The organism is Bradyrhizobium sp. CCBAU 51745, from assembly GCF_028128715.1.
Classification (GTDB): domain Bacteria; phylum Pseudomonadota; class Alphaproteobacteria; order Rhizobiales; family Xanthobacteraceae; genus Bradyrhizobium; species Bradyrhizobium manausense.
In genome coordinates this window covers 20,931-46,324 of the sequence record NZ_LBJP01000091.1, presented here as the reverse complement: position 1 = coordinate 46,324, position 25,394 = coordinate 20,931, and the positions used below count along the sequence as shown (strand labels likewise).

General features: G+C 62.6%; 25 protein-coding genes. 7 read left to right on the top strand and 18 right to left on the bottom strand.

The genetic code is table 11. The features are described from left to right. Positions 1-25: 25 nt before the first annotated feature. The 3 genes from XH98_RS33070 to XH98_RS33060 form a co-directional block, all read right to left on the bottom strand. Positions 26-976, bottom strand: coding sequence for an ABC transporter permease (locus XH98_RS33070; protein ID WP_271621083.1), 951 nt, complete (start codon positions 974-976; stop codon positions 26-28). Between the two features lie 73 nt (positions 977-1,049). Then, positions 1,050-2,720, bottom strand: coding sequence for a peptide ABC transporter substrate-binding protein (locus XH98_RS33065; RefSeq protein ID WP_220001812.1), 1,671 nt, complete (start codon positions 2,718-2,720; stop codon positions 1,050-1,052). Next, positions 2,717-4,408: an ABC transporter ATP-binding protein gene (locus XH98_RS33060; RefSeq protein ID WP_271603282.1), complete on the bottom strand. Its 1,692-nt coding sequence runs from the start codon at positions 4,406-4,408 to the stop codon at positions 2,717-2,719. Before XH98_RS33060 ends, XH98_RS33065 begins: the two co-directional genes overlap by 4 nt. A gap of 654 nt (positions 4,409-5,062) precedes the next feature. On the opposite strand from XH98_RS33060, the gene XH98_RS33055 reads away from it, so the two are divergent. Then, positions 5,063-6,388 carry an NAD(P)/FAD-dependent oxidoreductase gene (locus tag XH98_RS33055; RefSeq protein WP_271621082.1) on the top strand — a complete coding sequence of 442 codons (1,326 nt, stop codon included), beginning with the start codon at positions 5,063-5,065 and terminating at the stop codon, positions 6,386-6,388. A 114-nt stretch (positions 6,389-6,502) separates the two neighbouring features. Next, complete coding sequence (locus XH98_RS33050; protein WP_057758516.1) at positions 6,503-6,979, top strand: Lrp/AsnC family transcriptional regulator; 477 nt, start codon at positions 6,503-6,505, stop codon at positions 6,977-6,979. A 16-nt stretch (positions 6,980-6,995) separates the two neighbouring features. On the opposite strand, the gene XH98_RS33045 is transcribed toward XH98_RS33050, so the two are convergent. Beyond that, entirely contained in the window at positions 6,996-8,372 is a 1,377-nt protein-coding gene (locus XH98_RS33045; protein WP_271621081.1) for an aspartate aminotransferase family protein, read from the bottom strand. 340 nt (positions 8,373-8,712) lie between these two features. Here XH98_RS33045 and XH98_RS33040 point away from each other — a divergent pair, with 340 nt between their 5' ends. Then, entirely contained in the window at positions 8,713-9,402 is a 690-nt protein-coding gene (locus XH98_RS33040) for a haloacid dehalogenase type II (protein WP_271603285.1), read from the top strand. Between the two features lie 134 nt (positions 9,403-9,536). Here the strand turns inward: XH98_RS33040 and XH98_RS33035 are convergent, their stop codons facing one another. From XH98_RS33035 to XH98_RS33025, 3 genes are all read right to left on the bottom strand, one after another. Further along, on the bottom strand, positions 9,537-10,994 hold the full coding sequence (locus tag XH98_RS33035) for an NAD-dependent succinate-semialdehyde dehydrogenase (protein ID WP_271621080.1): 1,458 nt from the start codon (positions 10,992-10,994) through the stop codon (positions 9,537-9,539). A gap of 205 nt (positions 10,995-11,199) precedes the next feature. Further along, on the bottom strand, positions 11,200-11,556 hold the full coding sequence (locus XH98_RS33030) for a cupin domain-containing protein (protein WP_057758522.1): 357 nt from the start codon (positions 11,554-11,556) through the stop codon (positions 11,200-11,202). A gap of 13 nt (positions 11,557-11,569) precedes the next feature. Further along, complete coding sequence (locus XH98_RS33025; RefSeq protein WP_271603287.1) at positions 11,570-12,493, bottom strand: 2-hydroxyacid dehydrogenase; 924 nt, start codon at positions 12,491-12,493, stop codon at positions 11,570-11,572. Between the two features lie 326 nt (positions 12,494-12,819). Here XH98_RS33025 and XH98_RS33020 point away from each other — a divergent pair, with 326 nt between their 5' ends. Next, on the top strand, positions 12,820-13,698 hold the full coding sequence (locus XH98_RS33020; RefSeq protein ID WP_271621079.1) for a GNAT family N-acetyltransferase: 879 nt from the start codon (positions 12,820-12,822) through the stop codon (positions 13,696-13,698). Positions 13,699-13,750: 52 nt separating this feature from the next. Here XH98_RS33020 and XH98_RS33015 read toward each other — a convergent pair whose 3' ends face one another. The 11 genes from XH98_RS33015 to dapA form a co-directional block, all read right to left on the bottom strand. Next, complete coding sequence (locus XH98_RS33015) at positions 13,751-14,704, bottom strand: dihydrodipicolinate synthase family protein (RefSeq protein ID WP_271621078.1); 954 nt, start codon at positions 14,702-14,704, stop codon at positions 13,751-13,753. Next, entirely contained in the window at positions 14,705-15,493 is a 789-nt protein-coding gene (locus XH98_RS33010; RefSeq protein ID WP_271621077.1) for an amino acid ABC transporter ATP-binding protein, read from the bottom strand. Beyond that, positions 15,490-16,221: an amino acid ABC transporter permease gene (locus XH98_RS33005; RefSeq protein ID WP_271621076.1), complete on the bottom strand. Its 732-nt coding sequence runs from the start codon at positions 16,219-16,221 to the stop codon at positions 15,490-15,492. Before XH98_RS33005 ends, XH98_RS33010 begins: the two co-directional genes overlap by 4 nt. Before the next feature lie 19 nt (positions 16,222-16,240). Continuing rightward, on the bottom strand, positions 16,241-17,074 hold the full coding sequence (locus XH98_RS33000) for an ABC transporter substrate-binding protein (protein ID WP_271603291.1): 834 nt from the start codon (positions 17,072-17,074) through the stop codon (positions 16,241-16,243). A gap of 120 nt (positions 17,075-17,194) precedes the next feature. Next, positions 17,195-17,497, bottom strand: coding sequence for a DUF4286 family protein (locus XH98_RS32995; RefSeq protein ID WP_271621075.1), 303 nt, complete (start codon positions 17,495-17,497; stop codon positions 17,195-17,197). Between the two features lie 10 nt (positions 17,498-17,507). Further along, positions 17,508-18,449 carry a dihydrodipicolinate synthase family protein gene (locus XH98_RS32990; protein WP_271603292.1) on the bottom strand — a complete coding sequence of 314 codons (942 nt, stop codon included), beginning with the start codon at positions 18,447-18,449 and terminating at the stop codon, positions 17,508-17,510. An 8-nt stretch (positions 18,450-18,457) separates the two neighbouring features. Further along, positions 18,458-18,889, bottom strand: a complete 432-nt coding sequence (locus XH98_RS32985) for a MaoC/PaaZ C-terminal domain-containing protein (RefSeq protein ID WP_057758536.1) — start codon at positions 18,887-18,889, stop codon at positions 18,458-18,460. A 3-nt stretch (positions 18,890-18,892) separates the two neighbouring features. Then, positions 18,893-19,300 (bottom strand): MaoC/PaaZ C-terminal domain-containing protein, encoded by a 408-nt coding sequence (locus XH98_RS32980; protein WP_271603293.1) that lies wholly within the window; start codon positions 19,298-19,300, stop codon positions 18,893-18,895. Positions 19,301-19,310: 10 nt separating this feature from the next. Beyond that, the gene (locus tag XH98_RS32975) at positions 19,311-20,474 is read right to left on the bottom strand and encodes an acyl-CoA dehydrogenase family protein (protein WP_271621074.1); all 1,164 of its coding nucleotides are present in this window, start codon (positions 20,472-20,474) and stop codon (positions 19,311-19,313) included. After that, positions 20,474-21,661 carry a CaiB/BaiF CoA transferase family protein gene (locus XH98_RS32970; RefSeq protein WP_271603295.1) on the bottom strand — a complete coding sequence of 396 codons (1,188 nt, stop codon included), beginning with the start codon at positions 21,659-21,661 and terminating at the stop codon, positions 20,474-20,476. Before XH98_RS32970 ends, XH98_RS32975 begins: the two co-directional genes overlap by 1 nt. A gap of 13 nt (positions 21,662-21,674) precedes the next feature. Continuing rightward, complete coding sequence (gene dapA, locus XH98_RS32965; protein ID WP_271603335.1) at positions 21,675-22,583, bottom strand: 4-hydroxy-tetrahydrodipicolinate synthase; 909 nt, start codon at positions 22,581-22,583, stop codon at positions 21,675-21,677. A gap of 184 nt (positions 22,584-22,767) precedes the next feature. Here dapA and XH98_RS32960 point away from each other — a divergent pair, with 184 nt between their 5' ends. The 3 genes from XH98_RS32960 to XH98_RS32950 are packed head-to-tail and all read left to right on the top strand — an operon-like array spanning position 22,768 to position 25,380. Further along, complete coding sequence (locus tag XH98_RS32960; RefSeq protein WP_271621073.1) at positions 22,768-23,853, top strand: LacI family DNA-binding transcriptional regulator; 1,086 nt, start codon at positions 22,768-22,770, stop codon at positions 23,851-23,853. A 3-nt stretch (positions 23,854-23,856) separates the two neighbouring features. After that, entirely contained in the window at positions 23,857-24,225 is a 369-nt protein-coding gene (locus XH98_RS32955; protein WP_271603297.1) for a tautomerase family protein, read from the top strand. A 12-nt stretch (positions 24,226-24,237) separates the two neighbouring features. Beyond that, on the top strand, positions 24,238-25,380 hold the full coding sequence (locus XH98_RS32950; protein WP_271621072.1) for an acyl-CoA dehydrogenase family protein: 1,143 nt from the start codon (positions 24,238-24,240) through the stop codon (positions 25,378-25,380). The last annotated feature ends 14 nt before the right edge of the window (positions 25,381-25,394 follow it).

Sequence of the window (25,394 nt, the reverse complement as noted above, 5' to 3'; positions counted from 1 at the left end):
TGTTATCAGGCGTTACTCCGCGGGCTCAGCCCAGGCGAATGCGCGGGTCGACGGTGGCGATGATGATGTCTGCGATCAGGTTGCCCAACACGACCAGGATGGCCGAGAATATCAACAACCCCATCACGACGGGATAGTCGCTGTAACCGAGACTATCGAGAAACAGCCGACCCATTCCCGGCCACGTAAAGACCGTCTCGGTGACCAATGCGCCGGTGAGGATGCTGGGCAGCTGCATCCCTGCCAGCGTGATCATCGGCAGCAATGCATTGCCGACGACATGCTTCAGCAGGATGCGGCGTTCGCTGACGCCCTTGGCGCGCGCCGTCTTGACGAAATCCTGGCTCAGTGCATCCAGTGTCGCCGCGCGCATGTAGCGGCTCCAGATCGCGACGTGAACGAGCGACAGCACCAGACTCGGCAGAATCAGGTGGTGCAGATAGTCCAGCACCGAGCCGTCGCCGATCGTGTACATGTTACCTGCAGGAACCCACCCGAGCTTCAGGGTGAAGATGTAGATGCCAATGAGGCCGAACCAGAAAGTCGGAACCGACAGGGCGACCATGGCGCCGACGGTTGCGCAGTAGTCAAACAGGGAATAGCGGTGAGTGGCGCCGCGGATTCCGATCCAGGCGCCGAGCGCGATCGCAAATGCGGTGGACGTGCCCATGAGCAGCAGCGTCGCCAGCAGGTGCCGACCAATCACCGCCAGCACCGAAGAGCCGTCGCGAAATGAGTGTCCCCAATCGCCCTGGAGCAGCCGCCAGGCCCAATCGAGATACTGAATCCATAGCGGCCGGTTTAGCCCGAGCTGCGCCGCGAGCCGCTCCACATCCTTCTGCGTCATGCCCGGATCGAGCCCGAACTGCGCGAGAGGACCGCCGGGCATGAGGTTGAGAACCGTGAAGCCGATGATCGAGACGATCACCAGCAGCACGATGCTCTGCGAGAGACGATTGAGCAGGAACCCGGACATTCGAGTCACCATGTTGGCGTTGCAGCATCACTCCAGCGCCGATCTCGGCCACAGGGCCTCGGCCGGCAGCACATCAGCTTGCCCAATACCAAGCCAGCGCGTTCCACGATTCCGTGCGCGTATTGCCGTTCGGCACGAAGCCGTTGATCCCTTTCTTGAGGCCTTCGACCGCATTGCTCTGGTACAACGGAAGGAAGGGCAGGTCGCGACGGACCAGTTCCTGGACGCGAGCGTAGATCGCGCGCCGGGCTTCCGGATCGAAGGTGCGCGCGCCCTTGTCGAGCAGCGCATCGACCTCCGGATTCGCATACTGCGCATTATTCGAGCCGCGGCCGCCCTTCGCGGCGATCGACCGCGAGTGCAAGCGATTGGTTACGTCGGGGTCTGCGCCGATCAAGTAGGTGCTGCCGACGATGACGGAATCGAATTTTGATTGCCCCCAGAACTCGCCCCACATCACGGCGGCGGGCAGGTTCGATATCTTCATCTCGACCCCCAGCTGAGCAAACGTCTGCTGCAGGTACTGCTGCACCTGTTCGCGCAAGGGATCGCCGGACGTGGTCGAATTGGTAAAGGACAGACGAACGCCGTTCTTGGTGCGAATGCCGTCGCCTCCCGGCGCCCAGCCGGCTTGATCGAGGATCTTGCGCGCGCGATTGAGATCGAACTGGTGCAGCGGCAGATTGGCGTTGAAGAAGAAGGACTGCCGCGGCATGAAGGTCTCTGTCGGGGCCGGCACTCCATAATAGAGCCCCTGGATGATCGCCTCCTTGTCGATCGCCGCGTAAAGCGCCTCGCGGACCGCAAGCTCCTTGAACTGCGGCCGCTCCAGGTTCAGGTAGAAGGACTCGAATGAGGTCCTCGGGACGAGGGTCACGACGCGGTTCGGCAGCGTTTTGGCTTCCCCGTAGTGATCAGGGGTGATGTAGGGCTGCCCCACCAGATCGATGTCGCCGCTCTTGAATTGGGTGTAGAGGACGGTGAGGTCGGGAATGTATTTGAAGACCAGCCTCTCGATGTGAGGGCCTTCACCGAAATAGTCGGGGTTAGCCACAAGCTCGAGATGATCGCCGGCGACGCGCTGTCCCCATTTGAACGGACCGGTGCCGACCGGCGCCTGGTTAAAGGCGGCGTTGTTCGGATTGGCCTCCGTCCCCAGAATGTGCTTGGGGACGATGAAGGTCTCGGTCAGGAACGACAAATACGGCGCAAAGGCCTCTTCCATTCGCCACGAGATCTCTGTCGGTGAGATCACGGTGATGTCGCGCACGAGAGCATGTCCGGCGGTACGCCAAGCCCGGAAGTCGGGATTCGTGATCAGCTCGAGCGTGAACTTCACGTCCTCGGCACCGAAAGGCCTGCCATCGTGCCAGCGAACGTCGTCACGCAGACGAATGCGCCACTGGAGACCGTCCTGCGAGATGCCCCCATTCTTCTGGTCCGGCACTTCCACCGCAAGGTTGGGCTGTATGGCGCCTTGAGGATCGATGCGGAACAGCGCGTCGAAAACCGAGAAATGCACGCCGTCATCGACTTCGATGTGGGCCATCAGCGGATTGAATACGGTCGGCTCTTGTCCGAGCCCGACGATCACGCGGCCGCTCGGCTTTGCCGCAGAGCTACGAGCGAAGGCGGGCTCGCCAAGGAGGTTCGGCGTGATGAAGGCAGCAGCTCCGCCGAACGCCACCATTCGCAAGGCATCGCGCCGCGAGTAGTTCGATGTATCCGCAGACCGCTTGATCATAACGACTCTCCTTGCTTGGGGTTCTCGACGTAGCCTTCATGTTGGGGCATGCTTCCGGGCTGCTCGCCCGGGATCGCCGCCACCAGCTCTCGCGTGTAACTGGATTTCGGGGCGAGAAAGATCTGGGACGGCGGACCGCGTTCCACGATTTGTCCTCGATGCATGACGGCGATTTCGTCGCAGATCTGGCTGGCGACGCGCAGATCATGCGTGATGAAGATCATCGAGACGCCCGTCTCGCGCTGAATCTGGTCCAGCAGTTTCAGGATCTGGGCCTGGATCGATACGTCGAGCGCAGAGACCGCTTCGTCGGCAATCAGCAGCTTTGGCTTGAACATCAGCGCCCGGGCGATGCCGATGCGTTGGCGCTGCCCGCCGGAGAACTCGTGTGGATAGCGGTCGAAGGCTCCTGAATCGAGGCCGACATGGGTCAGAAGCTCCCGCGCCCGCTCGTCGGCTTCACTGTAGCGCATCCCATGCGCGACGGGACCAACTGTCAGAATTTGCCCGACCGTCGATCGCGGATTGAGCGAAGCAAAAGGATCCTGGAAGATCATCTGGATTTTTGGCCGCAACGGCCGAAACTTGGCTTCAGAAAGCCCAGCCAGGTCGCGGCCCTCGAACAGAATCGAGCCGCTGTCGCTCTCCATAAGCTTGATCAGCAGCCGGCCGAGCGACGATTTCCCCGAGCCGCTTTCGCCGACGACGCCGAGCGTGCGCCCCGACGAGAGATCGAAGGTGACGCCATTGACCGCGGGCACGATGCGCTGCGTACGGAAAAGTGCACTGCCGCTACGATAGGTCTTTACGAGGCTTTCAACCTTCAGGATGGGTTCCCTGTCGGCAGCGTCCAAGGCAACACGGTCCTTACCGGTCAGGTGCGGCACGGCCGCGATCAGGCGCCGCGTATAGAGGTGGCTGGGCGACTTCAGGACTTGCGCTGCACCGCCCTGCTCCACGCAATGGCCTTTCTCCATTACCACGACGTAATCGGCGATCTCGGCCACGACGCCGAAATCGTGGGTGATGAACATGACGCTCATCCCCTTGCGGCGCTGTATGTCGCGGATCAATTGCAGGATCTGCGCCTGGGTCGTGACATCAAGTGCGGTGGTCGGCTCGTCCGCAATCAGGATCGCAGGCTCGAGGGCCAGAGCCATGGCGATCATGACCCGCTGCCGCTGTCCGCCCGAAAGCCGGAAGGGATATTGGTGATACATGAGTTGCGGGTCGGGCAAACCCACTTCAATCAACAGGTCGATGGCCCGGCTGCGACGGGACGCCGGCGTGCCGACATCGTGCGCGGCCATCACCTCCTCGATCTGCGCACCCACGGTCATCAGCGGGTTGAGCGCCGAGAGAGGGTCTTGAAAGATCATCGACACGACGCGGCCGCGCAGGCTGCGAAGCTTGTCGGCCGAGAGGCCTACGATATTCATCCCATCCAGGCGGATCTCACCCGAGGAGACCCGGATCGCCTTCGGGAGAAGACCCATGATCGCGTTGGCGGTGACCGACTTGCCCGATCCGGATTCCCCGATGATACAGAGAATCTGTCCGCGTTTCAGATCGAAAGAGATGTTCTCGACGGCGTAGGCCCGCTCCATCCCTTCCGGCAGACTCACGGTCAGCTCGCGCACCGACAGCGCGACATCGACGGGGCTTGCCGCCTGGATGCCAGAGGCCATGCGAGCATCCTCCTCTTTCAAGCCAGTGCCGTCATCTTGCTGCGGCCGGCGCCTTCGGCTCCTTGCGCCTCCACGCTCCTTGGACAAGTCAATAATTCGCCGCTCAACTTGCCATTCCTTCGTTGGAGGCTGCGACATGATTCAGGCCTCTTCGCGCAAGAAGCAAGAGCAGATGCCCAGAACGCAGCGCCACCCAATTTGGCCAACTCGATCGAAGCGAAGCTCAGATAGCATCCGCGTTACGACTTGATCGCTTCCGAAGGCCTGTTCCTGGACAAGGCTCATGCAAGTTGCCTCTATGGACCTCGACCCATCGATCGGTTGGTTCTGCCGATCTTGACGATTTCGATCACCCCGGAGTCGCCGAAAGCCGGCGTCGAAGCAGCAGGAACTTCTGAAAACGAAGTCTGATTTGGCATTTCAGTCTGCGCGGCCAGGTCTGCTGCGGCGCGCTGCCAAGAGAGCGCGCGATGGATTGCAGGGTACCTGCATCGGCCTCGCCTCTGCAAACTGCGGCGCATGCAAAGAATTGTCGCAATAATTGCCTGTCTCAAAGGCAGCAAACCGCATGATATTCGGTCACACCACCAAAGTCCGCCGGGCCTGCCGCAACTCCTCGGTTACGCTACGGCAACCACCGGAGATCACCGTCCGATGAGCGCACCGCTCCTGCATATCGAATCCAGTCCGTCCTTGCCTCGTGAGACAGACGTCGTGGTCATCGGCGGCGGCGTGGTGGGCGTATTCACGAGCTACTATCTCGCCCGTCGCGGCCTCAAGGTCGCCCTGCTTGAAAAGGGCCGCGTCGCCGCCGAACAATCAAGCCGCAACTGGGGATGGTGCCGCCAGCAGAACCGCGACGCCCGCGAGCTGCCGCTTGCAACCAAGAGCCTCGCGCTCTGGGAGCGAGTTGCCGAGGAGACGGGTGAGGATATCGGTTTTCGCCGTTGCGGTCTGCTGTACTTGTCAAACGACGAAAATGAGCTGGCCGGCTGGGCCAAGTGGCGCGACTTCGCCAGGACCGTCGGCGTTACGACGCACATGTTGAGCGCCGAGGAGGCGAACGCGAGAGGCAAGATGACCGGTCGCAAGTGGAAAGGAGGCGTATTCTCGCCAACCGATGGGACGGCGGACACCTCAAAGGCCGTGCCCATCGCGGCGCGTGCGATCATGGCGGCGGGCGGCACGGTGCACCAGCATTGCGCGGCGCGCGGCATAGAGCTCACTGCCGGCCGGGTCAGCGGAGTGGTGACCGAAGCCGGCACGATCCGGACGAAAACGGTGGTCATGGCAGGAGGCGCGTGGGCGTCTTCGTTTTGCAACCAGCTTGGTATTCGCTTTCCGCAGGCATCCGTGCGCTCTTCCATTCTCGCGCTGGCTCCCGGCGCGGCCGGGCTGCCTGATGCCCTGTACGCCGGGCTGGTATCGGCCACGCGACGCGGCAATGGCGGATACACGCTGGCAATCAGCGGGCGTGCGCGGGTCGATCCGACGCCGCAGCAGTTCAGGTTCGGCCGCGAATTCCTGCCCATGTTCGCGCGCCGGTGGCGAAGTCTCAGCCCTGGGGCTTTCGAGGGCCTGAGGCAGGGCCATGAATCCCTGGCGAAATGGCGTCTCGATGCGGTGACCCCGATGGAGCTGAACCGGACGCTCGATCCACGCCCTGACATGAGGCAGATTCGGCTGACGCACCGAAGAGCCTGCAGGCTCGTGCCGGAACTCCGGCACGTCGCGATCTCGAACGTCTGGGCCGGCTACATCGACAGCACGCCGGACGGCATTCCCGCGATCGGTGAAGTTGAATCGATTCCAGGTTTCATTCTTGCGGCGGGGTTCAGCGGCCACGGTTTTGGAATTGGCCCGGGCGCGGGGCATATGATCGCCGACATCATCACGGGCAGTCCGCCCATTGTCGATCCGCGCCCCTACAGGCCGGAGCGGCTGAAAATGAGCGCCTGGGGCAAGGTCAGCGAGTTCTAAAGGCAGTTTCCACCGTCCGGTGGGAAAACACGCTGGTTGATGTTATGACAATATGTATGACGCAGAAGTCTCAGATCCTTGACGCCGTTGTCGCCCCCATCTCATGGCATTGCGATGAAGCTTGATAAGATCGACATCAGGATTTTATGCGAACTGCAGAAGAACGGGCGGATTTCCAACGTCGAGCTCGCAGAGCTGATCAACCTTTCTCCGAGCCCGTGCCTGATGCGCGTGAAGAGGCTCCAGACGGAAGGTTTCATCACCGGCTATTCCGCCCAGATTGACGTTTCCAAGCTCGGCCAAACTCTGACTGTCTTCGCCGAAATCACCCTCAAGAATCATCGTCAGATCGATTTCGCGCGCTTTCTCACGACGATCGAGAAGATCGATTCCGTGGTCGAGTGCCATCTCGTTTCGGGCGGATACGACTATCTCGTCAAATTCATCACGGCCGGGATCAGCGAGTACCAGGCGGTCATGGAACGCCTGGTCGAGATGGATATCGGCATCGACAAATATTTCAGTTTCGTCGTGCTGAAATCGCCGATCGTGAAGTCCCATTTGCCGCTCGAAAGCATCTTCAATAGCTGACAAGCAGGCGCAGCGATCAACCTTTCATCGCTGCGCGGACGTCCTTGTCTTCGAGCGTCTGGTCGAGCGTGACCCTTGTCCGTTCGATGATGCCGTCGATATCCGCATCCGTGCAGCAGAGCGGCGGCGCATAGCCCAGCACGCCCTGCGCGAAGGCGCGGATGACGAGGCCGTTGTCCCATGCACGATCGAAGATACGGCGCGCCGCGTCGGCTTCCGCCGGCAGCGGCGTCTTGCGCTGCTTGTCGGTGACAAGCTCGATTGCGCCCAGCATACCACGCCCCCTGACATCGCCGACGAGCGGATGATCGGCAAGCCCGCGAAGTCCTTCCATCAGAAGATGCCCGGCCTTACGGCCGTTCTCCAGCAGGCCGTTTTCGTAAAGATCCAGGCACGCGAGCCCGACGGCTGCGCTGACGGGGTGTGCGGAATAGGTGTAGCCGTGGCCGACAGCCGCCTTGCCGGCGCCGTCTGCAATGGTGTTGTAGACGCGGTCGGACACCAGAACGGCCCCCATCGGCACATAGCCCGACGTCAGGCCCTTGGCCGTGGTCATGAGATCCGGCACGACATCGTCCTCTTCACAAGCGAACAGCGGACCGACACGGCCGAAGCCGGTGATGACCTCATCGGCAACGAACAGAACATCGTGCTCCCTGCAAACAGCATGCATCGCCTTCAGCCAAGACGGCGGCGGAACGAGGACGCCTCCTGACCCCTGTATCGGCTCGACATAGAAGGCGGCGACGCGTTCGGCGCCGAGTTCGGCGATCTTGGCTCGCAACGCCGCGACCGAGGCCGCAATGATGGCCTGTGGATGGGGACCGACAGGATTGCGATAGGCGTAGTGCGACGGAATCTTGTGCTGCCAGTTGTATGGCACTCCAAATCCCGCATGAAAGGCCGGCAGAGCAGTCAGGCCGGATCCGGCGGTCGACGATCCATGGTAGCCATGCTCGAGCGAAATGAACTGGTCCTTCTGCGGCCTACCCTTGGCGTGATAATAGTACCGGATGAACCGGATCGTGCTGTCGACGGCATCGGAGCCGCCCAAGGTGAAATAGACATGGTTCAGATCGCCAGGCGCCAATTCGGCCAGCCTGGCGGCCAGCCGGATCGCCGGGTCGGAGCCCAACCCGAAATAGCCCGTCGCATAAGGCAGCTCGCGGAGCTGCCTCAAGGCCGCCTCGACGATGCTGTCCTGTCCGTAGCCGGCATTGACACACCACAGGCCCGCAAAACCGTCCAGCAATTGACGTCCCGAGACGTCGGTCAGCGTCGCGCCCTTCCCCGACTTCAGCACACGGACGCCTGTCGCCTCGTGGCTGCGATAGGATGAGACCGGGTGAATCAGATGCGCGCGATCGAGCTCAATCAGCGAGTTGCTCAACATGTCGTCCTCCAGATCAGCCGCAATGCTCGTGCGGCCCGCTCCGATGTCTTCGGAGCTCAACGTAAGACGCCCAGAACAGCACTTGCTCCCAGGCTGGACATCGACGAAGGGCATTTTGACTGTCATTGACGACCTGCGCCGCATCTTATGCCGGCATCTGCGCCAGGCATTGGTGCTCAAGTCGAAATCACCTGTTCGCACAACTCTCTGCCATGCCTGCGATCCGATACGACACAATCTGCTTCCGGCCGCCGCGACAGCGGTGCTTTATCCGGCCGTCTGCCCGCTATGATCCCTGTCGTACCGGAGCGCGGTGCGTGAGGACGAAAAGGATCGAGCCATGGCAACGTTTAGACCCAAGTACATCACCTTCGACTGTTACGGCACGCTGACCAATTTCGACATGGCCGGCGCAGCAAGGAGAGTCTATGGCTCCGAGCTCTCGTCGACGGCTATGGCAAAGCTGATCAAGGATTTTTCGGCTTACCGCCTCGACGAGGTTCTCGGCGCCTGGAAGCCGTACTTCGAGGTCGTGCACAATGCGCTGGAGCGCGCGTGCAAGCGCAACGGCATCGCATTTCGTCCGGAGCATGCCCAGCGCATCAATGAAGAGATCCACACATGGGGTCCACATCCCGACGTCCCAGCGGGTCTGGCCAAAGTCGCCAGGGAGATTCCGCTGGTCATCCTGTCGAACTCCATGAAGAACCTCATCATGTCGAACGTGGAGAAGCTCGGTGCCCCCTTCCACATGGTCATCACGGCCGAGGAAACCGGCGCCTACAAGCCGCACATGAAGGGCTTTGAGTACATGTTTGACAAGCTGGGCTGCGGGCCGGAAGACATTACCCACGTCTCCTCCTCCTTCCGCTACGACCTGATGACGGCCTACGATCTCGGAATCAAGAACAAGGTCTGGGTCAACCGCGGTCACGAGCCCGCGAACCCCTTCTATGAATACACCGAGGTCGCTGACATCGGAGGGCTTGCTGCGGCAGTCGGCCTTGAGCCCCTGCGCAAAAGCGCCTGAGCGCAGTTCCCTCGGGTTCTCTCGTTGCGCTTCAGCTCTTCAAAAGCTTCAATCGAGATCGGTACGCAGTGAAGGAAAAAGGGGGCGGTTCGACCGCCCCCTTTTCTTGTTTCAGCTGCTGATTCGATGGCCGCTCAGTCCAAACCGCCGACATGGAGCGCCTTGGTCTCGAGATATTCTTCTATCCCGAGCTGGGATCCCTCGCGTCCGAGGCCCGACTGCTTGACGCCACCGAACGGCGCCACCTCGGTCGAGATCAGGCCGGTGTTCAAGCCGACCATGCCGAACTCGAGCGCCTCGGCAACACGCCATGAGCGTTTGAGGTTTTCAGTATAGAAATAGGCGGCAAGGCCGAATGGCGTGCCATTTGCGATCGCAATCGCCTCGTCCTCGGTCTCGAAGCGGAAAAGCGGTGCGACCGGCCCGAAGGTCTCCTCTGAAGCCAGCAGCATCTCGGTGGTTGCGCCGCCGAGCACGACAGGGCGGGCATATTGCCGACCTTCCGGCACCGCCCCACTCTCCGCGATGATCTTTGCGCCCTTGTTCAGGGCGTCCGTAACGTGCCGCTTGATCTTCTCGATCGCCGCGCCATTGATCATCGGCCCAATCGCAACGTCGTCTTCCGTGCCGGGACCGACCTTCATTTTTGCGACCTGGCTGGCAAGCTTCCGGGCGAAGGCGTCGTAAATGCCGGATTGAACCAGAATGCGATTGCAGCAGACGCACGTTTGCCCGCCATTGCGGAATTTTGACGCAATCGCCCCCTCGACCGCCCGGTCGATATCGGCATCGTCAAAAACGATGAACGGCGCGTTGCCACCGAGCTCAAGGCTCAGTCTCTTGATGTTGTCGGCGGCGCCCTTCATCAGCAAAGCGCCGACGCGGGTCGATCCGGTGAACGAGATCTTGCGGACGGTTTCGTTGGCCATCAGCTCCGCGCCAATGTCTGCCGGCATGCCCGTCACGATGTTGATCACGCCCGCCGGAATTCCGGCCCGCTCAGCCAGAACAGCAATGGCGAGAGCTGAAAAAGGCGTAAATTCGGAAGGTTTGATGACGACTGTGCAGCCCGCGGCAAGCGCTGGTGCCACCTTGCGCGTGATCATCGCGTTGGGGAAATTCCAGGGCGTGATGATCCCGCAGACGCCGACGGGCTCTTTCAGCACCAGAATGCGGCGATCGGCTGTGGGCGCCGGGATAGTCGATCCGTTGATGCGGCGGGCCTCTTCGGCAAACCATTTGACGAAGGATGCGCCATAACGGATTTCTCCGAGCGATTCAGCAAGCGGCTTGCCCTGTTCCAGCGTGAGCAGAAGCGCCAGATCCTGCTCATGGCGTCGCATGAGCTCATACCAACGCTCCAGCAGCGCGGCACGCTCTGCATGAGTCTTTGCCTTCCAGTGCTTGAACGCAGCGGCCGCAGCCTCGATTGCTGCCCTGGTCTCGTCTTTGCCCATGTCAGGGATGGTGCCAAGCACTTTCTGGCTGGCAGGATCGATGACATCAACGGTGGCTTTCGTGCTCGCATCCCGCCAGTCGCCGCCGATCAGCGCTTGCTGGCGAAACAGATCCTTGTCCTTCAACGCAATCATGGGCTTGCTCCTTGCCTTCGGGCCCGGCCTCACCATCACTGCCTGATTTGCGCGTGGCGAGGCGAAGTCGCTTCATGCGAGCCATACAGGACGGCACGCCGCATTTTTCATTGAGAATGAAGTGTCTGGCCGCGTTGAATTTGGTTAGGCGCGGTCCCGGAGGTCGAACATTCTGAGGGCTGCTAGTGCTGCCCTCAACGTTGTCTCAGTCATAATGGCAGACGTAGATCTTTCGCACGGTCTCGATCGTCCGCCAGACCCCGACGAAGCCGGGCTTCATCACAAAGCTGTCGCCGGCGCGGTACCTCCTGGTCTCACCCCCCTTTTCCTCGATTTCGATGACGCCCGAGAGAATGTGGCAGAACTCGAAGGTGGTGCCCTTGATGGAATGGGTCTCGCCCGGCGTTGCTTCCCAGACGCCGGTCAGCACCTTCTCGCCTTTCGAGGCGTCCTGGGCCCAGGTCTTGAACGATGGATTGCCGGAAATGAGCCGTTCCGGGGCAGGCAATGCGTTCTTCGGTGCGAAGTCCGGATTGGTGTCGATGGTGATCAGAAGTGACATGGCGTTTTTCCTGTTAGTAGCCGAGTGCTCGATCGACAAGGCCGATCGGATTTTGTCCAGCACGGTGACGCCGGATGTTCTCTATGACGGCTTGTGCTGCCGAATGCGGTTGCGTCACGGACGCGATATGCGGCGTGATGATCACCTTCGGATGAGACCAGAGTGGATGGCTTTCCGGCAGCGGCTCGGGATCGGTGACGTCAAGCATCGCTGCTGCCAAATGCCCGCTGTCGAGCGCCTCGATCAGTGCGCCCTGGTCAAGCTGCGGGCCGCGGCCGACGTGTAGCAGCCTCGCTCCCGCTGGCAAAAGCGAGAAGAGCCTTGCGTTCAGGATACCGCTTGTTTGCTCCGTCAGGGGAAGAAGACATACGAGGATATCGGTTCCTCGCAGGAAATCGCCAAGCTGGTCGTCCCCATGAAAGCAGGCGACTCCCTCGACCACCTTCTTGCTGCGGCTCCACGTGGCAAGGGAAAATCGAAACGGCTTCAATCGGTCGATCGCGGCTTGCGCCAGCATGCCAAGGCCGAGGAAGCCAATACGCCGATCGGTCGCCTGGGACGTTGCTAGCGCTTGCCAAACGCCCCTGCTCTGCTGCTCCCGGTAGGCCAGCATCTCGCGATGCAGCGTCAGCACACCAAGGACGACGTATTCCTGCATCATGCGAACGATGCCATCCTCGACCATGCGCACGAGCTTTACATGACCAGGTATGGTCTCCGGCTTGAACTGGTCGACCCCAGCCCCTATGGAAAAGAGCAACTCCAGATTACAAAAGCGCGAGAGATCGTCGGGCGCGCTCCAGGTCAGCAGGTAGCGCACCTTTTCCGGGTCGAAATTTTCGCTGCAATGGTAAAATTCCAGATCGGGGAGCTCGCACGCAAAAGCCTTCCGGAAGATTGCCCCCCTGGCAGCATCAGAATTGAAAAGAAATGCCATCGATGCACGCCCCTGCCCCGCCCGGCATGTCGACGACGCCGGGAAAAGCGATTAGCCTTGCAAGACTCTCTTGGGGATTCACGGCGATCCGCTCTGCCTGCACAGTTCTTGCCGAACACCGAGAGGGTAGCTGCAAGCCGGAGCTTTCCCTGCCGAATTACGTTGCAAGACAGGCCGAAGATTTCGAAAAGAAGGCCCAAACAGGCGAAACCTGCTGGCTTTCCGTGCGATAGTGCGGCGAAATGCGCCCGCTGTCCATTTTGGCGGGAGAGAAAAGGCGCGATGTGCGAGAGATTGGCATCCCGCGAAGGAATGGACGAGTCGAGATGGGACGAACGGTACGCGTGAAGTCCTTTGAACTGGCTGCGAAAGACGTCAACGACGTTGATGTGACGCTGCTCCACGCGCTCTCGGCTGGGGTTGGCTGGCCGCATCGGCCCAAGGATTGGGATTTCTTGCGCCGCGCAGGCCACGGGATCGTAGCCGTTGATGGCATAGGACGCGTCTTCGGCAGCGCGATGTGGTTTCCATATGGCCGCGAATTCGCGACCATTGGCCTCGTGATCACATCGCCTCGAACCCAGGCTCAGGGTACTGGCCGTTGGCTCATGGAGCAGGTGTTCGAGCGGTGTGGCAACCGGAATTTGAGCCTCAACTCGACCGATGCCGCGTATCATCTATATCTTTCGCTGGGCTTCACGAAGGAGGCCACGGTGTATCAGTGGCAAGGCGAGGTCGTGTCACCACCTCCGCCAGTGCCGGCGCTGGATGGTGAATTGAGCCCGCTGTCCACCGACGATACCGAAGCGATCGCGGCACTGGACGAGCGCGCGTTCGGAGCCAACCGTCACAAGCTGCTTGCACTGCTTTCCGAAGGCGCGTCAATCTTCGTCCTGCGCCGCGCCGGTGAGACCGTCGGTTATTCCATGAAGCGCGAATTCGGGCGCGGTCATGTGATCGGCCCGATCGTCGCCAGCAATGATTGTGACGCGATCCATCTTACGGCCGTCCATCTCAAGGATCTCGCCGGAAGGTTCGCCCGCGTGGATACGCGGGAGCAAACGGGCCTGTTTGCGGACTTCCTTCAACAGAGCCGCCTCGGGATGAGCGACACCGTCACAACCATGTCCAAGGGACGGCGATTCCTGAACCGAAGGGAAAACGAGCCGTGGGTCTATGGATTGGCCGGTCACGCCTTGAGCTGAAGCTGTGAAGCGCTTCGTCAATTGAAGGCTGGCGCGCATCGTCCTTCGTTTCCTAGAGGGCGCCGGCAATCCGCAGCGCCTGTTCGAGTGCTCGCGACTCGTTTGGTGTGGCCGAAGGCTGCGGCGGCCGTACTGCGTCACACGAAAGACGTCCGAGCAATTTCAGGCACGCCTTGAGCCGCGCCGTCGCCCGTCCTCCCGGCGCATTGCGATAGATCGCGACAGCAAGGGGATAGAGCTTCTCATGCGCGGCGCGCGCCCGCGCCCAGTCGCCTGCCTCGGCCGCATCCCAGAGGCTGACGACAAGCTCCGGCACCACGCAGGCGAGGCTGACCTGGCTGCCGGCCGAGCCGACGAGATAGCTCGTCAGCAGATGTTCGTCGCCGGAGCCGAGCACGACGAAGTCCGGACGCAGCTGGCGGATCAGCCGCGAGTTCTGCTCGTACGTCGCAACCTCCCAGCTGCCCTCCTTGATCGCAACGAAGCGAGGATCTTCGACGAGCCGTTCCAGCAGCGACGGGACGTAGGGCATCGCGCCCGCGCCGACGGGCGCGGCATAGAGCATCAGCGGTGCGGCCGTCGCATCGCGGATGCGGCGGTGATGCTCGATCACGCAGTCATCGGCATGGCCGAGCGCCCAGCTGTTGGGAGGAAACACCAGCAGCCCATCCGCGCCGGCCCTCTCCAGCGCAGCCGCCTCGCGCGCGGCCTGGAGGCTCGATTCATGATTGACCCCCGAGACAATCAGGCAGTCCTCCGGCGCGTGTCGGCGCGCCAGCTCCACGACCCGCACTTTCTCGGCCAGCGACAGAACGAAATTCTCGCCGGCATGACCGTTGACGAGGAGCCCATTTATGCCGGGCGTGCACGCGACTGCGGCGAGATGGGCTGAGAGTTGCGCCTCATCCACGGCGAAATCGACCGTCATCGGCACGATCGTGGCGGCGTGGATGCCGCGCAGGCGCGCGCCAAATGTTTGCGTCATGTCGCCGGATACGGCCGCCATCTAGTGAATGATCTGGTCGAGGAACGTCCGCGCCCGCTCCGACTTCGGATGCTTGAAGAATTCCTCAGGCGCGGCCTGCTCGACCACCTTGCCCTCGTTCATGAACACGATGCGGTCGGCAACCTCGCGGGCAAAGCCCATTTCATGGGTCACGCACAGCATGGTCATGCCCTCTTCGGCGAGCTTCTTCATCGTCTCCAGCACCTCCTTGACCATCTCAGGATCGAGCGCCGAGGTCGGCTCGTCGAACAGCATGATCTTGGGACGCATGCAGAGTGCCCGCGCGATGGCGACGCGCTGCTGCTGGCCGCCCGAGAGCTGCCCAGGATATTTCTCGGCCTGGTCCGGAATCCGGACTTTCGTCAGGAAATGCATGGCGAGGTCCTTGGCCTCCGCCTCGCTCATGCCGTTCGCGGTCATTGGCGCCAGAGTGCAATTCTCCAGCACCGTCATGTGCGGGAACAGATTGAAGCTCTGGAATACCATGCCGGTGTCGCGTCTGACCGCATCGATGTTCTTGCGCTGATGGTCGAGTTCGACGCCGTTGACATAGATCAGCCCCTCGTCGTGCTTCTCGATGTGGTTGATGCAGCGGATGAGCGTCGACTTGCCCGAGCCGGAGGGACCACAGACAACGATCTTCTCGCCCTTGGCGACCTTGAGATCGACCTCGTTCAACGCCGTGAAGTCACCATAGTGCTTGTAGACCGCCTCCATGCGCACCGCAGGTACCTCACTGAGCTGCGGCTGCACTGTTGCACGTTCCGTCATCATCGGTGTCTGGCTCATGCCCGGGCCTCCGCGCTCGCCCGCGTGACCGGCGCCGCCGTCGCGACCTTCCTGGATTTCGCAACGCTCGACCGTCCGAAATGCTTCTCGAGCCGGCGCTGCACCGCATCCCAGACTGATGTGAGGATCAGGTAATACGCGGTCGCGGCCGCATAGACTTCGAGGATCTGGAAATGCTCCTGCATCAGCATGTCACTGCGGCGCATCAGCTCCTCGACCGAGATCACCGAAGCAAGCGAGGTCGCCTTCAACAGCGAGTTGATGGAGTTGCCGAGCGGCGGGATCATCAGCCGGAACGCCTGCGGCAGGGTGACGCGACGGAACGTCACCCATGGCGACAGGCTGAGTGCCCAGGCCGCTTCGCGTTGCCCCGCCGAGACGGCCATGAAGCCGCTGCGCACGATCTCGGCGAGATAGGCCGCCTCGTTGAGGATCAGGCCGACGAGCGCGCAGGTGATCACGGAGAACTTGATCCCGAGCTGCGGCAGCCCGCTGTAGATCACCACCAGCTGGATCAAGAGCGGCGTGCCGCGGAAGAACCAGATGTAGAGGCGCGCGGCACCCGCGAGCACCGGATTGGACGACATGCGCAATAGCGCGATGCCCATGCCGAGGATCAATCCGCCGACGACCGCCGCTACCGTCAAGCCGATGGTGACGAGCACTCCCTTCATCAGGAAGTAGTTGAAGAAGTAGCTGACGGCGGCCGTCAAACTGAAATGGCTCATCGGCTCGTCTCCGTTGATATCAGGCCGGACCGGGGCCGGCGATCGCAAGCGGCTGGTCGGCCGGCATGGCAGTCAGGCCGAACTTGTCGAACAGTGCCTGATAAAAGCCGTCAGCCCGCATCGCGTTGAGCGCCTTGACGACTGCGTCAACCACCACCTTGTTACGGAAGCCGAGCGTCGTACGCGCGGTGCCTAGGCCGCTCAGCACTTCCTTGACGCGGCCCCGGCTGGTGAGATCGCGCGCGACACTATCGACCAGCAGCGCGTTATCCACTTGGCCCGCAAGCAGCGCGCTGACGACGTTGGTCGCGGTGGGGAACGTCCGCATCTCGACGGCGGCTCCACCTTTCGCAACGCTGGCGTCGCTGAGTTTCTTGAGCCAGTTCATCTGGTAGCTGCTGACCTCGACCGCGGATGACTTTCCGATCAGATCGTTTTCAGTAGCAATTTTTGTGCCGCTGTCGGGCGCAACTACGACCGAAATCGCCTGAATGGCGTAGGGCACCATGTACATCAGCTTGGAGCGTTCCTCGGTCCAGAACATGCCGGTGTCGATGCCGTCGATGCGGGCGGCGTTGAGCGCGGGAATCATCGCCGGAAAATCCATCCGGACGAGTTCGACCGGAAGGCACAACCGCTTGCCGAGCTCGGCGGCGAGTTCCACGTTGAGCCCCTGCAACTGCCCGTCCTTGTCGACGAATTGCTGCGGCGGATTGGTCGGGTTGATGGAGAGCTGCAGTTTACCGGGCGCGATCAGATTGTCATCGGTGATCGCGGGCGTACACGCGGCATGCGCGGACGCGGATGCGAGAACGAGTACAGCAGCACCCAAGCGAAGCAGTGTCGAAACCATGAATACCTCCAGTAAGACGCCAATAACCGATGCAGTCCCTCTTCCGGAATTCCCTCAACGTTTCTTGGATGCGGCCGGCCGGATCTTGCGATCCTGCAGGCAGCATCGTCTTCGATCTGCTCAGGCGGGTCCCGACATCGGCCTCAGCTGGATGCGCATGAAATTCTTCACCAGAGATTCAAACGGACCGAAGCCTTTCACCTTCAGGAACTCCGGTGTCTCGAATGCCCATCGTCCCGCGACTTCGTACATCGCGGCGTATCTCGGTCCGTCGCCGATGGAGACGAAGCGCCTTGCCGAGAGCCAGCCGGGACAGGCGAGCAGATCGGGAAAGTGCTTCTGCTCGTACCAGGTGTTGAACGCAGCCTCGTGCTCCGGATCGATGTCGACCCGCACGATATGGATGAAGGCTTCGTCCGGCATGCACCGTCCCTCATGCCAGACGAATGTCGCCGGCCGCGCGCGCGGCACCGACGGTGGTTGCGATGGCGTCGCACAGTGCAGGCAGAACCGGCAGCAGCGGCGGACGCGGATCGGCGTTGCGGATCAGGCCGAGCGCTTTCAGCCCGACCTTCATGCGCGTGTGCATGTCCATGATCGGCGCAGGCCCATAGATCGACCGCACGATCGGATAGAGCCGCTCGTTGACGGCGCGCATCGCCTTGAGGTCGTCGGCGAGCGCAGCCTGCCACAGCTCTGCGAACAAATGCGGTGCGAGGCTGACCAGGCCGGAGAGAACGCCGTCGCCGCCGACGGCGAGTTGCGGCAGGAACCAGTTGAAGTTCGACGGCAGGATGGCGACAGTAGCGTCGGCCTGCTTCACCGCCCGCCGGTTCTCGTCATAGGCCAGCATGGTATCGCTGCCTTCCTTGACGGCGATGACGCTGTCGAGCGCTGCGATCTTCGCCAGCGTCTCCGGCGAATAGCCGAAGCCGGACGCCAGCGGATACTGGAAGATGGAGACCGGAATTCCGATCGCGGAGCTCACCGCCTGCACGAAAGCCAGGGGCGCGCGCGAGGTCGCGGATGCTCCGCCGCCCAGCGGCGCCGGTGGGAACAGCACGGCGCAATCGGCGCCGGCAGCTTCCGCGAGTTGCGCCTGATGGATCGCCTCCGCCGTGGAATGCGCGATGATGCCCGAAAGCAGCGGCTTCCCGCCGATCTGCCGGCGCGTCCGCGCGATCACCGCCTGCCGTTCATCATCCGAAAGCGACCCGCCCTCGCCCGCATGTCCATTGACGAACACTGCCGCGATTCCGTCCGGACAGGCGCAATAGTCGAGCAGGCGGGCATAACCGTCCCAGTCGATGGACAGATTATCCTTAAAGGGCAGCACGGTTGCGACCGTGACGCCACGTAAGTCGGGTTTCTTCATCGGCTTGCTCATGACGATTTGCGCCGCGGGAATTTCAGGCTCGCCCGCGCCTTCAGCACTTCCAGGCCGTTCTCGTTACGCGCGCTCGCCTCCCAGATGATGGTGCGGGTCTCATCGAGCTGCTCGGCGATCCAGACGTCGAAGGTGAGCGTGTCGCCGTAGAACACGGGACCAGTGAACCAGAACCGGTCCTCTACCGAGACCCCGATGGTGCCAACCAGCTCAGAGGTGAGGATGCTGGTGCAGAGGCCGGCAACCATGATGCCGGGCGCCAGCCTGCGGCCAAAGCGCGTCGCGCCGGCATAGACCTCATCGACGTGAACCGGGCCAAAATCGCCGGTGGCGGCGATATAGAGCGCGCCGTCGGCCTCGGTGATGGTCTTGCTCAGGCTGACCCTGTCATTCACCTTGAGATCATCAAAGGATTTTGGCTCGTACATGGCTCAGCCCTTGGCAAAGGGAACCAGTGTCGCGGTGCCGTCCACCACGGTCGCGCCTGAGGGTGACAGCGTGCAGGTAACGCGACAGACCGCATCATCACCATCAACGGAGACGATCTCGGCCCTGGCCTCGACGGACTCGCCGACGATCACCGGCGCGGCAAAGTTCAGCGCGATGCTGCCGATCCGCCGTGTCGGTCCGCCGAGCTGGCTGAGACAGGTGGTAGCGAGACCGCCGACGGCGAGCTCGAAGGCAACCATGTTGGCGGCGCCGACCTTCCTGGCGCGAACGGCATCGACGTAGAGACCGCCGAGATTGCCGCTGATTCCCGTGAACATCGCCTGTTCGGCAACGGTCATAGTCTTGCGGAACGCGAACGCAGCGCCGGGCTTGAGAGGTGCGTGAGCCATGAAACGCTTCCTAGAGCTGCAAGCCGTTCTTGATGGTGCTGCGCGCAACCAGCATGCGGTGGATTTCGGAGGTGCCGTCATAGATGCGGGTGACGCGGGCGTCGCGATACATGCGCTCCAGCGGCAGATCCTTGCTGAATCCCATGCCGCCGAACACCTGGATGGAGCGGTCGACCACGCGGCCCTGCATCTCGGAGGCCGCGACCTTGATCATCGAGACCTTGTCGCGCGCATCCCGGCCCTGGTCTATGTCCCAGGCGGCGTTCAGCACCATCATCTTGACGCCAAAGATCTCGGTGGCGGAATCGGCGATCAGCTTCTGCACCATCTGGAAGTCGCCGATCAGCTGGCCGAACTGGCGACGCTCGCCGGCGTGCTTGCGCATCATCTCCAGCGCGCGCTGCGCCATGCCGACGGCGCGGGCGCCGATATGGGCGAGCCGGATCTGCAGCACGCTCTGCATGATCAGCTTGAAGCCGCCGCCGATCTCGCCGAGCACGGCCGCCTTGGGAATGCGGCAGTTCTCGAAGCTCAGCTCGGCATGGCCATAGCCGCGATGGCCCATCATCGGCTGGATGCGCGCGACCTTGAAGCCGGCCGTAGCTCGATCGACCAGGAACAGCGTGATGCCGCCCCGCGCCCGCTTCTCCTTGTCGGTCAGCGCCATCAGGATCACGTAGTCGGCAATGTCGCCGTCGCTGATGAAATGCTTGGTGCCGTTGAGGACCCACTGATCGCCGTCGAGCTGAGCGGTCGTGCTGATCGACGCCGCGTCTGAGCCGGCGCCCGGCTCGGTGATCGCCATGGCGCAGATCTTGTCGCCCTTCACCGTCGGCAGCAAATAGCGCTCGACCTGATCGCCCTTGCAGGCCATCAGCATCGGATAGACCTGGCCGAACACCCGGCGGATCAGCGCGTCCGAGGTCTTGCCGAATTCCTCCTCGACCAGGCAATGCTCGACGCAAGACAGCCCGCCGCCGCCGACATCGGCCGGCATGTTCATGGCGTAAAGGCCGAGCTTCTGCGCCTTGGCCTTGGTCACCGCCAGCGCATCCGCCGGCACTTTGGCTGTCTGTTCGACAATATCTTCGAGCGGCTGCACCTCCGTCTCGACGAAACGGCGGACGGTGTCGACCAAAAGGCGGGTCTCCTCAGGCAGCGAGAAATCGATCATCACGCCACTCCCACAGCCTTGCTGATGACCATCGCGTCGATCTCCGCCGCGCCGTAGCCGATCTCGCCAAGCACCTCGCGGGTCTGGGCGCCCAGTCGCTGCGGCACTAATCTCACCTCCGGCGTTTCGCCGTCATATCGCGCGGGATGCGCGACCATTCGGATCGGCGCGCCCCCCGCGCTCTCGGCGCTCTTGAACGCGCCGAGATGATTGAGCTGGGGATCGGAGACCAGGTCGCGATAATCCTGCACGGGCGCGTGCCAAACCCGCGCGGCTTCCAGCGCGGGCAGCCATTCCGCCGTCGGCTTCCGCTTCAACCGCGCGGCAACGATCCGCGTGATCTCCTCGCGCTTCGAGAAACTGTCACTCTCCCCGAACTGCTTCAGCTCTTCGCTGTCGAGCGCGACCGCGAGCGCCTTGGGCGAGGCCATCGAGATTGCCATATGGCCGTCTGCCGTCGCGTGAATGCCATAGGGACCGGGGCTGAACCACGCCGCGATGCCGGCCGGCCCGCGGGGCGTCGGCGACGGCGCGCCATTCAGCCAGGCGGTCAGCGGCTCGACCTGGAGATCGAGCGCGGCCTGATAGAGGTTGACCTCGACGAGCTGCCCCTTGCCGGACTTCGTCCGCGCGAACAGCGCCGCGAGAATACTCATCGCATAGAGCGAGGCGGCATGCTGATCGACAATGACGGCACCGACCGCCGTCGGTTCGCCATCGGCACGCCCCGTCCGCATTGCAAGGCCCGACATCGCCTGAAGCAGCAGGTCCTGACCGGGACGATCTTTGTACGGCCCCTCCGATCCGAAGCCGGTGGCAACCGCATAGATCAAACCGGGGTTGATCGCCTTGAGTGTGTCGTAGCCGAGGCCGAGCTTGGCCATCGTGCCTGGCCGGAAATTCTCCATCACGACATCGGCGGTCGCGACCAGCTTCTTCACCGCGGCTATGCCATCGGGATGCTTGAGATCGACGGCGAGGCTGCGCTTGTTACGCCCCGTGGCCAGATGATTGACGCTGTCGCCCGCGACGAAGTGGTTGGCAACCGCCCAGTTGCGCTGGAACGCGCCCTCGATCGGCTCGACTGCGATGACGTCGGCGCCGAGATCGGCCAGCGTCTGCGCCGCCAACGGGCCTGCGAGATAGTGATTGAAGCTGAGGATCTTGACGCCGTCGAGCAGGTTCATCCGTTCACCTCATTCAAGCAGCCGCAACCGGCGCGCCGCGCCACGCGAGATCGAACGTCTTGACCAGGGCGCGCGCGGCCGCATCCTGTGCTGCCGGCAGCGGCAGACGCGGCGGGCGCGGGTAGCCGGCTGCAAAACCCATGTGGTTGAGCAGCGCCTTGCTGCCGGCGACGTAGGCCTGGCCGCCGACGAATTCGATTACCGGCAGGTATCTGAGATAGAGCTCGTGCGCTTCCTTAATCGCGCCGTGGTCGGCGACGAGGCTGAAGATGCGGGCCATTTCCGTCGGGACCACGTTGGAGGCCACCGCCACCCAGCCCTGCGCGCCCTCGACGAAGGATTCGAAGCCGAGGATGCCGCCGAACACGGTCATCCTGTCACCGCAGAGGCGGATGATGTCGCGCACGCGCGTTACCTCCAGCGTCGACTCCTTGATATAGAGACAGTTGTCGATCTCGGCGATGCGCGCCACCAGCTGCGGCTTGAGATCGACATTGGCGGTCGCCGGATTGTTGTAGACCATGATCGGCAGCGAGATCGCATCCGCCACCGTCTTGTAGTGGTGCACGAGCTCGTCGTCGGTCGGCGTCGAATAGAACGGCGGAATGATCATCACGCCGTCGGCGCCCAGTTTTTCGGCACGGCGGCTGAGGCGCACCACTTCGCGCGTATCTTCTGCCCCGGTGCCGATCAGCACCGGCACCCGGCCTGCGGCTTGGCGGATGACGACCTCCGCAACCAGCATCTTCTCGTCATCGTCCATGGACAGGAACTCGCCGGTCGAGCCGAGCGGGATCAACCCATGAATGCCCGCCGCAATCTGCCAGTCGACGAAGGCGCGCAGTGCCGTCACGTCGACCTCGCCCGCTGCGGTGAACGGCGTGATCATAACGGTGTAGGTGCCGCGGAACGTCTTCATCAGGGAGCTGCCGGGTGCTCAGGTGGATTCGGAGGATAGGCGCCGCCTGCTGAATATCCGCACGATTTATGCAATCGTTTGCATAACTGGCTCTGCATTGGGCAACACCATCCATTTTTTGAGCTTGATCCGCGAGGAATAAGCTCATAGCGTTTCTGCAATCGTTTGCAGTCTATCGGCAGGTTTGATGAGCGTCACGCTCAAAGATGTGGCACTGGCGGCCCGCGTTTCGGTCAGCACTGCTTCCCGAGCGCTGACGGGAACCGGCCTGACCAGCGAACGCACGCAGCAGCGTCTGGCGCGCATCGCGCGCGAGCTCGGCTACCGGCCGAACCCGATTGCGCGCGGCCTCAAGACCGGACAGTCGCGGCTCGTGGCGCTGCTGGTGCACAATCTCACCAACGCCTCGTTCCAGGTGATGGCCGAAGTGGTGCAGGCACGCCTGAAGGCGCTGGGTTACCAGATGCTTCTGTGCATCGGCGGCGACGATCCGCAAGCCGAGAGCGACACCCTCACCACGCTGGTCGATCACCGCATCGACGGGCTGATCGTGGTGCCCACGGGCAAGAACGGCGCGCAGCTCAAGACGCTCTCCAAGGACGTGCCCATCGTCTGCCTGGTGCGGCGCGACGACGCGACCGATCTCGAGACCGTGCTCGCCGACGATCCGCAAGGCGCCTATCTGGGCACGCGCCACCTGATCGAGCTCGGGCACAAGCGGATCGGGCTGATCGTCGGCCGCCAGGACACGACGTCGGGCCGCGAACGATTGTCCGGCTATGTCCGCGCCCTGCGTGAGGCCGGCATCGCCAGGGACGACACATTGATTCATGCCGGCCACTACGTCCCGGAGACTGGCGCGACCTACGCCCGCAAGCTGCTCGATCTCCCCCGGCCGCCGAGCGCGATCTTCGTTGCCAATCATGAGGCAACGCTCGGCGTGCTGCGGGTGACGGCGGAGCGAAACATCGCTATTCCCGACGATCTCTCGCTGCTCTGTTATGAAGACATGCCGTGGTTCGAATGGCATCGCCCGGCGATCAGCATTGTCGACAACGGCGCGCGGGATCTTGCCAATCTCGCCGTCGACCGGCTGCTGCATCGCATGGACGTCAAGGGCAACGGCAATGACGGGGTGCGCGAATATCGCGTCGGCGCCCGACTGATCAAGCGCGATTCCTGCCGCCAGATCGACGCCCCCGCCCCAGCTAAATCCGGCAAGTCCAAATCCTCTTCATCCAAACCGTCTGCGGCCAAATCCGCGAAGGCCTGACCGATGCCCTATGTCGAAGTACTCGCCCAGAAAGTTCCAAACCAGCGCAAGGCCGCGCTGGCGCGGTCGGTGACGGACGGCCTGATGTCGGCGTTCGGCGTCACCGCGGATACGGTCACGCTCTATTTCCTGAACATTGCGCCCGACGACTACGCTCATGCCGGCACGTTCGGCGCTCCCGCCACCGGCCAGCGCATCTTGCTCAAGGTCCACGCCTTCCGCCGCAGCGAGGCCGAGCGGCGCGCCGCCGCCATCGCGCTGACCCGCGCCGTGTCCAGCGCCTATGGCGTGCCCGGCGACGACGTCGCGGTCTATTTCATCGACCGAGACCGCAGCGAAGTGTCCCACGATTCCAAACTCGCCAGCGACTGACGGGAGCACGCCATGGACCGCTTCTACAGCCAGGACCAGAAAGCACTCCGCGACACCGCCCGCCGCTTCGCAGAGGCGGAGATCCTGCCGCGCGCCGCTGCGATCGACCGCGAGGACCGTTTCGACCGCGCACTCTACAAAAGCATGGCCGATCTCGGCCTGTTCGGCATCTGCCTGCGTGAAGGCGCCGGCGGCGCCGGGCTCGATGCGGTCGCGGCCTGCATCGCAATGGAGGAACTGGCGCGCTGCTCCGGTGCGGTCGCCAACGCCTTCGCGATTCCGGTCGAGGCCGTGCTGTTCTTCGACCATCACGGCACCGAGGCGCACAAGGCGCTGATCCCGAAGATCCTGAGCGGCGACATCATTCCCGCCACCGCCGTCTCAGAGCCCGACCACGGCTCCGACGTAGCTAGCATCCGCACCAACGCGGTGCGCGAGGGCAATGGCTGGCGGCTCAACGGCACCAAGGCGTGGGTCACGCTCGGCGGCGTCGCTGACCGCATCATGGTGTTCGCGCGCACCGGCAGCGAGGCAGGCCACCGTTCCATCTCCTGCCTCCTCGTCGACGGCGCCCTGCCCGGCATCGCCCGCGGCAAGAACGAGGAGCTGCTCGGCATGCACGGCCTCGACGATTGCCAGATCACGTTCTCCGATGTGCGCCTACCCTCGGACAGCGTGATGGGGCCGGAGAACCAGGCCTTCAAAATGGCCATGAGCAATTTCAACTTCAGCCGGCTGATGATGGCCTCGATGGCGCTTGGCATGGCACAGGCCGCGTTCGAGGACGCCACCGCTTATGCCAAGGACCGCAAGCAGTTCGGCCAGGCCATCATCGGCTTCCAGGCGGTGCAGTTCATGCTCGCCGACATGTCGACCGACATCGCCGCCGCGCGTCTCCTGATCCACCACGCCGCCCGCTTGCACGATGTCGGCGAGCCGATCGCCAAGGAGGCGGCGCAGGCAAAACTGTTTACGACAGATATGGCGATGAAACACGTCTCCAACGCACTGCAGATTCACGGCGGCAACGGCTATTCGCGCGAGTACCGCATCGAGCGGCTGTTCCGCGACGTGCGTCTCGCCCAGATCTACGAAGGCACCAACCAGATCCAGCGGCTGATCATCGCGCGGCAGGTCGAGAAGGACGCCGCGTGATAGGACATCTGCGC

Excerpts from the sequence above, each read along its gene's own strand:
- XH98_RS32960 (WP_271621073.1), top strand. The coding sequence starts at position 22,768 with ATGAGCGTCACGCTCAAAGATGTGGCACTGGCGGCCCGCGTTTCGGTC.
- XH98_RS33030 (WP_057758522.1), bottom strand. The coding sequence starts at position 11,556 with ATGTCACTTCTGATCACCATCGACACCAATCCGGACTTCGCACCGAAG.
- XH98_RS32950 (WP_271621072.1), top strand. The coding sequence starts at position 24,238 with ATGGACCGCTTCTACAGCCAGGACCAGAAAGCACTCCGCGACACCGCC.
- XH98_RS33000 (WP_271603291.1), bottom strand. The coding sequence starts at position 17,074 with ATGGTTTCGACACTGCTTCGCTTGGGTGCTGCTGTACTCGTTCTCGCA.
- XH98_RS32990 (WP_271603292.1), bottom strand. The coding sequence starts at position 18,449 with ATGAAGAAACCCGACTTACGTGGCGTCACGGTCGCAACCGTGCTGCCC.
- XH98_RS33005 (WP_271621076.1), bottom strand. The coding sequence starts at position 16,221 with ATGAGCCATTTCAGTTTGACGGCCGCCGTCAGCTACTTCTTCAACTAC.
- XH98_RS33070 (WP_271621083.1), bottom strand. The coding sequence starts at position 976 with ATGTCCGGGTTCCTGCTCAATCGTCTCTCGCAGAGCATCGTGCTGCTG.
- XH98_RS32995 (WP_271621075.1), bottom strand. The coding sequence starts at position 17,497 with ATGCCGGACGAAGCCTTCATCCATATCGTGCGGGTCGACATCGATCCG.
- XH98_RS33040 (WP_271603285.1), top strand. The coding sequence starts at position 8,713 with ATGGCAACGTTTAGACCCAAGTACATCACCTTCGACTGTTACGGCACG.
- XH98_RS33045 (WP_271621081.1), bottom strand. The coding sequence starts at position 8,372 with ATGTTGAGCAACTCGCTGATTGAGCTCGATCGCGCGCATCTGATTCAC.
- XH98_RS33020 (WP_271621079.1), top strand. The coding sequence starts at position 12,820 with ATGGGACGAACGGTACGCGTGAAGTCCTTTGAACTGGCTGCGAAAGAC.
- XH98_RS33035 (WP_271621080.1), bottom strand. The coding sequence starts at position 10,994 with ATGATTGCGTTGAAGGACAAGGATCTGTTTCGCCAGCAAGCGCTGATC.
- XH98_RS33010 (WP_271621077.1), bottom strand. The coding sequence starts at position 15,493 with ATGAGCCAGACACCGATGATGACGGAACGTGCAACAGTGCAGCCGCAG.
- XH98_RS32980 (WP_271603293.1), bottom strand. The coding sequence starts at position 19,300 with ATGGCTCACGCACCTCTCAAGCCCGGCGCTGCGTTCGCGTTCCGCAAG.
- XH98_RS33015 (WP_271621078.1), bottom strand. The coding sequence starts at position 14,704 with ATGGCGGCCGTATCCGGCGACATGACGCAAACATTTGGCGCGCGCCTG.
- XH98_RS32985 (WP_057758536.1), bottom strand. The coding sequence starts at position 18,889 with ATGTACGAGCCAAAATCCTTTGATGATCTCAAGGTGAATGACAGGGTC.
- XH98_RS32955 (WP_271603297.1), top strand. The coding sequence starts at position 23,857 with ATGCCCTATGTCGAAGTACTCGCCCAGAAAGTTCCAAACCAGCGCAAG.
- XH98_RS32975 (WP_271621074.1), bottom strand. The coding sequence starts at position 20,474 with ATGATCGATTTCTCGCTGCCTGAGGAGACCCGCCTTTTGGTCGACACC.
- XH98_RS33055 (WP_271621082.1), top strand. The coding sequence starts at position 5,063 with ATGAGCGCACCGCTCCTGCATATCGAATCCAGTCCGTCCTTGCCTCGT.
- XH98_RS33025 (WP_271603287.1), bottom strand. The coding sequence starts at position 12,493 with ATGGCATTTCTTTTCAATTCTGATGCTGCCAGGGGGGCAATCTTCCGG.
- XH98_RS32970 (WP_271603295.1), bottom strand. The coding sequence starts at position 21,661 with ATGAACCTGCTCGACGGCGTCAAGATCCTCAGCTTCAATCACTATCTC.
- XH98_RS33050 (WP_057758516.1), top strand. The coding sequence starts at position 6,503 with ATGAAGCTTGATAAGATCGACATCAGGATTTTATGCGAACTGCAGAAG.
- XH98_RS33065 (WP_220001812.1), bottom strand. The coding sequence starts at position 2,720 with ATGATCAAGCGGTCTGCGGATACATCGAACTACTCGCGGCGCGATGCC.
- XH98_RS33060 (WP_271603282.1), bottom strand. The coding sequence starts at position 4,408 with ATGGCCTCTGGCATCCAGGCGGCAAGCCCCGTCGATGTCGCGCTGTCG.